This window comes from Sphingopyxis sp., assembly GCF_036402335.1.
Lineage (GTDB): Bacteria > Pseudomonadota > Alphaproteobacteria > Sphingomonadales > Sphingomonadaceae > Sphingopyxis.
The window spans coordinates 1-11,621 of the sequence record NZ_DASWTD010000501.1; the positions used below are offsets into that span (position 1 = coordinate 1).

The window sequence follows — 11,621 nt, forward strand, 5'->3', positions numbered from 1 at the left end:
GATCCGGTGCGCGAGTTCGTCGGGCATCGGGGCCGCCCGCGCCGCATCCCAGAACGGTCCAGCATAATGTTGCAACGCGTAATGGGCGATCTGGAAATCGGCGATGCGCGCCAGATGCGAGCGCAGTGTGCGATTATATTCGGCACGGCGCGAGGAATAATTACCGCCATCGGCTGGAAAATTTTCTAGAAGATGGACGATGCCGAGCTGCAAGGCGTGGAATTCGAGCCCATGCACGGGATCGAGAATGACGCCCGCCTCACCAATGCCGACGACATTGCCCGCCCAGAGTTCGGCGGCGATGCCGGGAGCGAAAGAACGAATCGTCACGGAATCGAGCGGCAGTCCGCTCGCAGCCGCAGCAGCTTCGACCGCCGCGTCGTCCGATATCGCCGTGCTCGACCAGATGTGGACGACATGCGTGTGCGTCATGCCCGGGATCAGCCCGGTCCAGCCGGTCGTTCCGGCGCGCATCTCGGCATAGACGGGCAACGCCGTAAAGCGCGGCGCCAGCGCCGACAGCATCCGGTCGCCCGGTGTCTGCCATGTTTCGAACGACATGCCGGGCGCGCCACGCAGCAACAGCCCGTCCGCCGTCGCATCGACGAAAAGGTCGCCTTCGACACGGCGGCCGTCGTCGAGCAGCAATGCCCGGATATCCTTGCCGTCGCGTTCGGCGCCAACACTCGCCGCCGGGACGATCTCGACCCCCAGATGCCGCGCAATCGCCATCAGGCTTTTCGCATAGGCGGCAGCGGGTAGATGATAGCCGTAATCGGCGCGGGCATATTTCTTGCTGTCGGCATCGGGCAGGAACAGCCGGCCGTGGTGCGCGGCCGTCGCGATCAGCGAGAAATCGTCGATCCCGACGCCCAGCCCGTGGTGCCGCGCCTTGACCCAGTGCGGGAAGAAATCGCTGCCATTGATGCCGGTACCATGCGCGCCATAGCTGTGGAGGAAGGGCGCCTGCCCGGCGCCGGTCGCATCGACGAAATTCTGTCCGAGTGTGAAGGCGCCGCGCACCCCGCGCAGCAGCGCGGCCTCGTCGATGCCGATCTGGTTGTGCAGCGCCTCGATCGCGGGAAGCGTGGCGTGGATATCCGCCGCGCTGGCTTCGGACGGCAGCGCGACCGCGGTGACCGCGATCCCCGCAGGCGCGAGCGCGCGGCGCAGCGCTGCGGCGGCGAGCCAGAGCGGCGCATCGCGGCCGACGATGACGAGGCGGCGCACGCTCATGCCGCGCTCGCCGCGCCGGGACGCACGGTCGCATTCGACGCACAATAACCGGCAAGAAATTCGCTATGCGGCGTCATCTCCGCCGCGTTGACCGCGATGCGCGCGGCCAGATCGTCGAGACGCGCCTGACGCTCTACCGCCGACATGCGATGGGTTAGCGGATTCGCAGCCGACGGCAGAACGCCCTGCCCCTCGAGAACCGAGAGCCAGCTATCGCGGGAAAAGAGACCGAGTCTATATTCGGGTACCGCCGCGCTCTCCCGGAACAGGGCAAGCCGATGCGCCAGACTTTCGGGCAAAGCCATCGTGCGCACATGGTCCCACAGCGGTTCGCCGACGCGCTCGTTCGCGGTGTAGTGGAGCACCAGAAAGTCGCGCGTCCGGTCGTAGTGAATCCCGAACAGCCGGTTGAACTCGCGCACCGCGCACGCATCGATGCCCTGGCCGCGGCGCGGCATCAACGCCACGAGGTCGATCGCCGCCGCCTGGATCAGGAAGATGCTCGTCGATTCAAGCGGTTCGAGGAAACCGCTCGCGAGCCCGATCGCGACGCAATTGCCCGCCCAGCCTTGCGCGCGCCGTCCCGCCGCGAAGCGCAGCAGTCGCGGCTCGTCGAGCACCTCGCCATCGAGATTGGCGAGCAGCGTATTGCGCGCCTCCTCTTCGTCGCAGAAGCGGCTTGAGAACACATAGCCATTGCCGATGCGGTGCTGGAGCGGGATGCGCCACTGCCAGCCGCCCCGCCGCGCGGTCGAGCGTGTATAGGGGGTGATCGGCTCGATCCCGAGGCAGGGCACGGCGAACGCCCGGTCACACGGCAGCCACTCGCTCCAGTCGATCCACGGCACCTGCATCGTCTGCCCGACCAGCAGCGAACGAAAACCCGAGCAGTCGACGAACAGATCGCCTGCGATCTCCATACCGGTTTCGAGCCTGAGCGCGGCGACATCGCCATTGTCGCCGTGGCGTTCGACCCCGGTGACCTTGCCCTCCATCCGCCGCACGCCGCGTGCCGTCGCCCAGCCGCGCAGATAGCGCGCGTAGAGCCCGGCATCGAAATGATAGGCATAGCTGTATGTCGAGCGGATCGATCCGGGGTCGGTATTCGGATGCTCGAAGCCGTTGACGTGGCACGCGGCGACCGCGAAGCTATAGGCCTGCAGCGACCGGTCGTCGCTCCCGTCGAGCCTCGCCCGCGCCCAGTGATGCTGGAAATCACTGCCCGCCCAGCGGTCGCCGAAGGTGCCGAAAGGGTGGATATATCGCGCCCCTTCGCGCAGCCAGTCGACGAACTCGATTCCCAATTTGATCGTTCCGCCGGTTTCGCGCATGAACTCGGCTTCGTCGATGCCGAGCATATCGTTGAAGGTCTTGATGTGTGGCAGCGTCGCCTCGCCGACACCGACGGTGCCGATCTCGTCGCTTTCGATCAGCGTGATGTCGTAATCGGCGGCGGGAAGCAGACCAGCCAGCGCCGCGGCGCTCATCCAGCCGGCGGTCCCGCCGCCGAGAATGACAATCCGATAGGGTTCCGGCCCGGCCATGTCCTATCCTTCGCTCCCTCTTGGTCGGAATAGCGTGGCCGCCCGTGGACCTGACGGCCGCGCCATCCCCGGGATCAGAATTTGACGCGCGCGCCGAACTGGAAACGGCGGTCGACCCGGCTCCAGGCGGAGTCGAAATATTTCGCCGCAGCCCCCGGAGTCTGCGGGGAATCGCCGAACACCTGCTGCTGATAGACCGTGGTGGTATTGAGCAGGTTCGTCCCGTCGACCGAAAGCTCCAGCCACGGCGTCGGCGAGTAGCGAAGCGAGGCATCGAGGAATCCCGCCGCCTTCTGGAACACCGGCAAGCCGATGCAGCAGTCGAGATTCTGCGTCAGATAACGCGACCGCCAGTTATAGGCGACGCGCAGGCCGACCGGTCCCTTTTCATATAGCCCGACGAGATTGAACGTGTGCTTCGAGATGCCCGCGAGCCGATGCGAATCGAAGACGAAGCCCGAACCGCCGAGCGATTGCTGCCCCGCGCCGAATGCGCCGACATCACCGCTGGACGAGGCGGTGAACAGGTTCGAATTGCTGATCTTCGACTGATGCACATAGGTATAGTTCGCCTGCATGCCGAGCCCGCTGAGCAGCCCGGGCAGAAAGTCGAAGAAGGTCTGATAGGCTAGCTCGGTCCCCCAGATTTCGCCGCCCTTGCGGACGTTGCTGGGCCCGTTGATCTGCACCGTCTGGGTGGACGTCCCGTTGGTGACATCGCGGCCGAACTGACCGAAGGAGATCGCATTGGTCAGCTTTTTATAGAAGATGCCGACGGCCAGCGAGCTGTTCGATCCCATATAGCGTTCGAAGGTCAGATCGAACTGGTCGGCGCGGAGCGGCTTCAGCGCCGCATTGCCCGAATTGGCGAGGAACACGAAATTATAGCCCCGGACATTCTCCGGCGTGTGCGGTGCGGTCGGCGAACTATAGACGACATAGGGCGAATCCGCGGTGGTGTTGATCACCGGCGCGTTGATCGCGAGCGTGTTGCGCAGATAGCCGAACTGCGGCCGCGAGATCGCCCGCGAATAGGCAAAGCGGACGAAGGTCTTCTGGTCGAAGCCGAAGCGCAGGTTGAGGCTTGGGAGCCAGTCGGTGCGCGACGTCTTATACTTGTCTTCGGCGGCCGCACCATTGGCGAACGCGATGATCTCAGGCGTCAGATAGCAACGCGGATTGACGACGTTGTTGCCGGTCAAAGGCGTGTTGCAAGGCACGAGGTTGTCGAAGATGTTCGTCGCCGGAAAGGCAACGCTGCCCGTGCTGTCAATCTTCGTGCGGACCACGCGCAGGCCGACATTTCCCTGCAGCGCGACGCTGCCGAGCATCAGCTTGTCGTCGCCCCCGAATTTGACCATCGCATAGGCGGCTTCGGTCTGCTCGCGAACCTTGAACTTTTCGCCGGATGTGAAGCATTCATCGACGGTTGCCTCGGGCCGGTCGCAAATCGCGGTATAGCCCGTGCCGAGCGGCGATGCGGTGTTCGCGCCGCCGAGCGACTGGATCAGGCGCGGGAAATCGCGAAGCGTGTCGCGATTCAGGAAAACGAGCGGCCCGTTGGGATAGGCGCTGCCGTTATAGAAGTCGCCGAGACTCTGCGATTCCCAGATGCCTGCGCCATAGCCCTTGAAGGGGGCATGGCCGGCATTGCCGCCGCAGTTCCCGCTATTCGTCGGATAGGCGCCGCCCGTCGTATTGTCGGCATTGAAGCCCGGGCCGTTGCAATTCCAGTTGGCGGCGATCGGCGTCCAGTTGAAGGTCGAGTAACGCACCGTCTGCTCGCGATCGGCGTAGCGCACCCCGACCTTCAGCGAGTCAAGCCAGTTGCTTTCGGGAAAGTCATATTCGACGTCGCCGCGCAGCGCGAGTTCGTTGGCGTCATTATCCTCGACATGTCCCTGGATGAACGGGATCCAATAATTGTGCGCATTGGCCAGGCCGCCCGGCGCATAATTGACGTTCGAGCCCGGCAGCAGCGTGACCTGCGGCGTGCCGTCGCCGTTCACGCTATAGTCGTAGTTGGCCATCGATCCCGTCGCGACGAGTATGTCGTTATTATAGGTCGAGGCGTCGATATATTGCGCGTCGAGATCGAAATGCAGCCGGTCGCTGGCATCCCAGCTGATGTTGGCCGAAAAATCGCGCGTGCCTTCGCGATGGTCGAAATTGCGCGCTTCGTTCTGGAAATAGAGCCCGTCGCGCTGCGTCGTGCAGGCCCCGCCGGGGCCCGGTCCGCAATAGTTGACGAACGGCTGACCCGGCACCGCCGACCCCGCGTTGATCGCCGCCTGCAGACTCTCGGTCGTCCCGCTGAAACTGCCATGCGGCTGGGTCAGCAACCCTCCGGTCAACATGCCGTCGGGGCCGAAGGTCAGGCCGCTGCTTCCGACGAGAACCGACCCGGTACGCGGATTATAGGCGCGGGTACCGAAATAATTGCCGTCGAGGATCGCGTGGCTCGCGCGTTCGAGCCACGCATTGGTGTAGTGCGAGTCGATATATTGGATCGTCGCGCGCAGGCTGCCCGAATTATTTTCATATTGCAGCGCCCCGGCAATGCCGCGCCGCTTGCGATCATAATCGACCTGCGAATAGCGGACGCCGTCAGGCGCATAAGCCCAGCCCGTTCCGCCAAAGGGGTTTGCGGTACAGGGCAGGCTGCCATCGGCGCCGGGGGTGGCACGCACGACGTTGTCCGGCCCTGTGGTACCGAAACCGGCCGAGCAATAGGTGTCGATCTTGTCCATGATCACGCTCTCGGTCCGCGTGACGACATGGCTCTGCGCGTAGCTCGCGAGAATGCCGAAACGGCCGATCGCGGTGTCCCAGGTATTGCTGATGAGCCCCGAGAATTCGGGGGTCCAGCGGCCCGAGCGATCGCCGTAGTTCATCCGGAAAGTGCCGGTGACGACAAGCCCGCCCTGATCGAACGGCACGCGCGTCCGCAGGTCGACAGTGCCGGCGATCCCGCCTTCGATCATGTCCGCGGTCTGGTTCTTGTAGGCATCAATACCGGCGAGCAGTTCGGGTGCGATGTCGTTGAACTGGAGCCCGCGCGCCGAGTCCGCCGAGAAGCTGTCGCGGCCGTTGATCTCGGTCCGCACAAAGGTGAGGCCGCGAATGAGGACATCGGTCGGCTCGCCCGACGGGTGCGTCGAGTCATCCGCCGATTGCAGGCGGTTGACGGTGATGCCCGGAAGGCGCTGCAGCGCCTCGGCGGCCGATTTGTCGGGAAAGGCGCCGATGTCGGTAGCGGTGATCGAGTCGACGACCGTCAGCGCGTCCCTTTTGCGGCCGGCGGCATCTTCGAGCGCCGCGCGCACGCCGGTGACGACAATCTCGTCATTGCCCGCGCCGCCTTCGGGCGCCGCATCCTGCGCGAACGCGGGCGCCGCGGCGATCATCATCACCGACAGCGAGGCACCACCCAATAGGCGGCGACCACAATCCTTTGCGAAACCGTTGAGCCTCATCGTCCTCCCCTTCCCATTCGTGCTCCCTTGTTCCGGAGCTTTTCATTGCGGATGCGTCAGGGCGGCCCCTGCGATCCTTTTGCATGTTTTTGCGTATTGTTGCAGAAATGGCAAGCGCATTTGTCCGTAACGGTATTGCGACAAATATCTTAATATTATCAGTGTTTTAATACCAATTTCGCAGAAGGACGAAGGAGCGGGGCGACAAAATTGCATACGTTTGCGTCGCGGTCAGTTGATGCAAATATTTGCATAAACCATCAGCAAGGGTGGGCGGCGCGGGGGACGAGCAGCGCGGCCAATGCCGCGATTCCCACAAAGATGGCGGCGATTCCGAGTGCCATGGCCGGATCGCCGCCGAACGCCCCGGCAACGAGCGGGCCGAGACACACCGCTGCGACAAGCTGCGGGATGACAAGAAACACGTTGTGGATGCCGAGATACACGCCGACCTTCTCGGGCGGCACCGCGTTGACGATAATCGCATAGGGAAGCGACAGGATGGCCGCCCAGCCGAGGCCGATGCCAAGCGACGACAGCCAGAGCCATTGCGCGTCGGCAATCAGGACGAACCCCGCCATTCCCGCGGTTGCGGCCAGCAGGCACAGCGCATAGGTCGCGCGTTCGCCGATCCGCGTGACGACCGAAGGGAGGATCAGCGCCGCAACCGCCGCTACGCCGTTATAACCCGCGAACAATATGCCCACCCAGTCGGCGGCGGCATTGAAGGCGGCCGATGCGGGATCGCCGCTCCCGAAATGACGACGCGCAACCGCGGGCACGGCATAGATCCACATCGCAAAAAGGCCGAACCATGTGAAAAATTGCACGATCGCGAGACGCCTGAGCGCGGCGGGCATCGACAGGAAATCCTCGACGATCTGGAGCAAGCCCAGCGGCGCATTGCCGCGCGCCTGCCGCCGCGTCGCTGCGAAATGCGCGAGCCCGACGATCAGCGCGGCGGCGGCGAGGACGAATATCTCCCATTGCCACCCGAACGCCGCCGCCGCCATGAGCAGCAGCGCGCCGGAAAGCGCGAGCGGCCAGCCGAAGCGGCGCACGGGCCGCGCCTCCCCGGTTTCCGGCGGCCCGGGGTCGGTTCGCGGCACCTCGCGCGTCGAAACGACCGTCCACAGGACCGAAACCGACAGGCAGGCGCTGCCGATGTAGAAAGCATAGCGCACCGCGGTCGGCAGGCCGCCCGCCGCCGCGCTTCCCGATACGCCGAACCAATTGACCAATATCCACGGAAGCGACGAGGCAAAGACCGCCCCGATGCCGATGAAGAAGACCTGGATCGCATAGCCGCGTGCGCGCTGCGCTTCGGGAAGGTTGTCGGCGACAAGCGCCCGCGACGGATCCATCGCGATGTTGATCGAGGCCGTCAGCAGCCACAAGGCGCCGATCGCGGCCCACAGGGTCGGCGCATTGGGCATGACGAGCAAGGCGAGCGCCGTGACGAGTCCCCCGCCGAGCAGGAAGGGGCGCCGCCGCCCGAATCGCGACCGCGAATGGTCGGACAAATGGCCGACGATCGGCTGCACGATCAGCCCGGTGATCGGCCCCGCGATCCACAGCAAGGGCAGTTCGGCAACGTCGGCGCCGAGCGCCTGGAAGATGCGGCTCGTGTTGGCGTTCTGCAGCCCCCAGACGATCTGGATGCCAAATAATGCAAAACACATGCTCCATATCTGCAAAGGCGGCACAGCGCGCGACTGCCGAACAGGATTTTCCTTGGCTTCCAGACCGTCTACGGCATGCAAATCTTGCATACCCCTCCCCTCCTTGTGCTAACGCTCTCGCGACGTCGAACACGGATTGGCCCTTATGAGCACCAACAATATCAGATTGGAAGACCTGGCGCGGATGGCGGGTGTCTCGATTTCGACCGTGTCGCGCGCGCTCAACGATCATCCCCTCATCAGCCTCGCGACCAAGAAAAAGGTCTGGGCGCTCGCCCGCGAGCATAATTATCCTTTTCGCTCGTACATGCCCGCAGCACCCATCGGCGCGGAAGGATCGATCGTCGTCGTCACCCCGCACATGCAGGGCCGACCGCTCCCGCTGTCGCATCCCTTCTTCCTTGAACTGCTTGCGAGCATCGGCGAGGCGGCGCGCGCGCGCGACTGCGACTTCACCGTCAGCCACACCGCGCCGCGCGATTTCGACGACCTCACCACGGTAATGAACAGCGGCCGCGCGAGCGGCGTGATCTTCCTCGGCCAGTCGATGCTGCACGACGGCTTCAACCGGCTGGCCGAGACAAACAGCAATTTCGTCGTTTGGGGCGCCCATCTGCCGGGGCAGAAATATCCCTCGGTCGGATCGGACAATGTCATGGGCGGCCGCCGCGCGACGATGCACCTCGCGCGCCTCGGCCGAAAGGCGATCGCTTTCGTTGGCTCGAACGATCCCGAGGCGATGCAGCGGCGGCAAGGCTATCTCGAAGCGCTCGAGGCGAACGGGCTCGAGCCCGACCCGTCGCTCGACATCCGCGTCGACTTCGGCTTCGAGTCGGCCGAGCGGGCGCTGAACCAACTCCTCTCGCGCCGGCGCAAGCTCGACGGTATCGTTGCCTCGAGCGATCTCATTGCGCTCGGTGCGATCCGTGCCCTGCGCAAGGCCAACTTGTCGGTGCCGAAGGACGTGTCGGTAACGGGCTATGACGATATGCTGCTAGCGCGACTCAGCACACCGGCACTGACGACGATCCAGCAGGATACACTCGAGGCGGGGCGACGCCTCGTTGCGCAGGTCATGGACCCGAACGCTGAGCAATATCTCGACTATCTGCCAACGCATCTGATCGTTCGCGAGTCCTGCGGCGCCTAACGACTTTTAAAATGCTTTCGAAGGGGCCGGTTGCGGACCGGCCGCTTTTGAGAAATCCAATTGAAGAAGCGACATTCTTCTCGCGCGTTCGCAATCTCTCGGAACCATGGCTTGGTCTACTCTGACAGATGCACGCGGTCGCGACCGTCGCCCTTGGCTCTGTAAAGCGCGCGGTCGGCGCGATCCAACAGAGCCTGCAGGTTTTCATCTTCCCTCGCAATCGCGACGCCGAAGCTTGCCGTCGGGCTTGCCTCGCCGGGCATAATATCCGGGGCGCTTTGCTTGAACGCCGTCCTGATCTCTTCGGCCAGTTCGTGCGCGGCGACGGCGGCGCCTGAGGGTAGCATGATCGCGAATTCTTCACCGCCCAGACGCGCGATAATCGCGCCTCCCGGTGCTTCCTCCTTTAGGACGTTCGAGAAGTGCCGGATGATCGAATCACCGCTACTATGACCGAACAAATCGTTGATCGATTTAAAATGGTCGAGATCGCTAAGGATGATCGCCACCGGCTTTCCAGTTGCCTGCCTCGCCATTGCTCGGAGCGCGCGAGGCTCGAAACCGCGTCGGTTGAACAATCCCGACAGATTGTCGATCAGCGCATCCGACTTGATGCCGTCCATCACGTCGCTCGCGATAACCGCAAGGACCCCGACCGCCGTCATCGCGCAGATGAGCGCGTCGGAAATCGAAACCACAAGCCAATACGAACTTTCAAACCGCTGGCCGGAGGCGCCTGACGCAATCAGGAACAGCGGCCGAAGAAGATAGCCGGCGAAGGAGACGAGCAGCAAACCGAGAAACACCTGCTCGACCGGTGTACGACGCGGCGCCTTTGCAACATCCAGCAGCATCAGAAGGCTGAGGACAGCCAGCCCGGAATTGAGGATGATAACCCGGGCCAGCAGGTTCGGATCCATGAATTGATAATAGTGGAGAGGCCCCAGCGTGAGCGCTCCAATAGCAAGGAGAGCCCCGTGGCGAGGCCGTCGCCCGCGCCGCTTCGACAAACCTATGGACAGCAGCATGATCGCGAACAGCAGGAAGATGTTCGCCGAGTAGCGCAAAACCGGATTTTCCAGCGAGAAGGCAAAGTAGAATATGCCAAAACACAGCGACCTGACCGCGTACGACAGGCCGAATACCCGAATATAGTTCAGAGCGCGGTTGTTTCGCCAGATCGCCAGCAGCGCGATGCAGAATATCGCTGCCATGCTCGTATTTAGAATACCTATGACATTATAATAATTCATACACTCGACCAACGGCGAAAAATCGGATTCCCGATCCGGTTGATCGGAGGGGATGCTATGCTGTTGGTAAAGGTCAGGTGAATGCTGGAACGACAGAGCAGCGACTTGCTCAACATCCAGTGAAATTTTTCCGCGGACCGAAGCTCATTAGCGCAACGATGGCCGGTGGCCGACTGGCAGCTATCTAGACACTTAACTCAAGGACTCCCGGCGCGGCCGCGCGGCGTCATTTCCTTGAGCGAAATGTAGCCGGACTGGCCGGATCGATGATCGGCGTGTCGACGAGGCCGGGACGCACCGCGTCGACGCGTGTATCTGGCGGGAAGGCACGAGGGGGCTTGGCAAGCGCACCCGAACTGGTCCATCCCCCGCGCGCTCCAGACAAAAGGGCGGGACGCGCCGATGAAGCCAGCACGCAGCTATCCGATGACCATGATCCACCTGTTGCGGGCGGTTTACTGGTACGACGAAGCGCTTCAATCCAACCTGCGCCGCGACGGCTGGCCGACGCCGACGCGCACCCAGTCGATGCTGTTCGCGAATATCGCGATGGGCGAGACCCGCCCGGCACGCCTCGCGGCGAACCTCGGTATCACGCGCCAGTCGATGAGCCAGCTGATCGCCACGATGGTCGAACGCAACATCCTCGTTGCCGAACCCGATCCGCACGACCGCCGTGCCCAGAAAATTACCTTCCATCCCGACTCGGCGCCGCTTCGCCATGCCGCGGAAATGGTTATGACGGGACTGCACGAGCATCTTGGTACGCGCCTCGGCGAAGATCGCCTGAGTGCACTGGACGACGCGATTTCAATGGATTGGGGGCCGATTCCCGATCTACGGCCGCTCGAACGAAAATAGTTAGAATACTATTGACTTTGTCAGTTTACCTGACAAACTTCTCCCCATAACAGGAGAGGAGATATGGCCGTGGCCGATGCGGAACTGCCCCCGACCGTGCAACCGGTAATCCCGGCCGGAGACGATTTCCTGTCGCGCGAGGCGCTGGTCGCGCTGACACCCGAAGAGCTGATCCGCCGGACGACCGCGCTCAAGCCGCTGCTCCAGCAACACGCGGCCGAGTGCGAGCGGAGCCGCCGCCCCGTCACCGATGTCTGGAACGCGATCCGCGCCACGGGCTGCTTCTATCATTTCCTGCCGCGCAAATATGGCGGGCTCGAATTCGACGTCGACAGCTTCCTCGACGCGATGCTCCCCCTTGCCGGGGGATGCGCCTCGACCGGCTGGGTCGCCGCCTTTTGCGTCGAGCATGTCTGGAT

Annotated in this window: 7 protein-coding genes and 1 pseudogene; 3 read left to right on the forward strand and 5 right to left on the reverse strand. The window is 63.3% G+C overall.

Annotation, left to right across the window (positions count from 1 at the left end):
- The 4 genes from VGD20_RS16325 to VGD20_RS16340 form a co-directional block, all read right to left on the reverse strand.
- Window positions 1-1,236 (reverse strand): tryptophan 7-halogenase (locus VGD20_RS16325; protein ID WP_331135454.1); only part of this gene is annotated, 1,236 nt, incomplete at its 3' end.
- Window positions 1,233-2,780 carry a tryptophan halogenase family protein gene (locus tag VGD20_RS16330; protein WP_331135455.1) on the reverse strand — a complete coding sequence of 516 codons (1,548 nt, stop codon included), beginning with the start codon at window positions 2,778-2,780 and terminating at the stop codon, window positions 1,233-1,235. The genes VGD20_RS16325 and VGD20_RS16330, both read right to left, overlap by 4 nt.
- Window positions 2,781-2,854: 74 nt before the next feature.
- On the reverse strand, window positions 2,855-6,256 hold the full coding sequence (locus tag VGD20_RS16335) for a TonB-dependent receptor (RefSeq protein ID WP_331135456.1): 3,402 nt from the start codon (window positions 6,254-6,256) through the stop codon (window positions 2,855-2,857).
- A gap of 260 nt (window positions 6,257-6,516) precedes the next feature.
- Window positions 6,517-7,938, reverse strand: a complete 1,422-nt coding sequence (locus VGD20_RS16340; protein WP_331135457.1) for an MFS transporter — start codon at window positions 7,936-7,938, stop codon at window positions 6,517-6,519.
- A 145-nt stretch (window positions 7,939-8,083) separates the two neighbouring features.
- On the opposite strand from VGD20_RS16340, the gene VGD20_RS16345 reads away from it, so the two are divergent.
- Window positions 8,084-9,088: a LacI family DNA-binding transcriptional regulator gene (locus VGD20_RS16345; protein ID WP_331135458.1), complete on the forward strand. Its 1,005-nt coding sequence runs from the start codon at window positions 8,084-8,086 to the stop codon at window positions 9,086-9,088.
- A gap of 116 nt (window positions 9,089-9,204) precedes the next feature.
- On the opposite strand, the gene VGD20_RS16350 is transcribed toward VGD20_RS16345, so the two are convergent.
- Entirely contained in the window at window positions 9,205-10,302 is a 1,098-nt protein-coding gene (locus tag VGD20_RS16350) for a GGDEF domain-containing protein (RefSeq protein ID WP_331135459.1), read from the reverse strand.
- Between the two features lie 441 nt (window positions 10,303-10,743).
- On the opposite strand from VGD20_RS16350, the gene VGD20_RS16355 reads away from it, so the two are divergent.
- Window positions 10,744-11,202, forward strand: a complete 459-nt coding sequence (locus VGD20_RS16355; RefSeq protein WP_331135460.1) for a helix-turn-helix domain-containing protein — start codon at window positions 10,744-10,746, stop codon at window positions 11,200-11,202.
- 63 nt (window positions 11,203-11,265) lie between these two features.
- Window positions 11,266-11,621, forward strand: a pseudogene (locus tag VGD20_RS16360) (hypothetical protein); the annotation flags it as partial.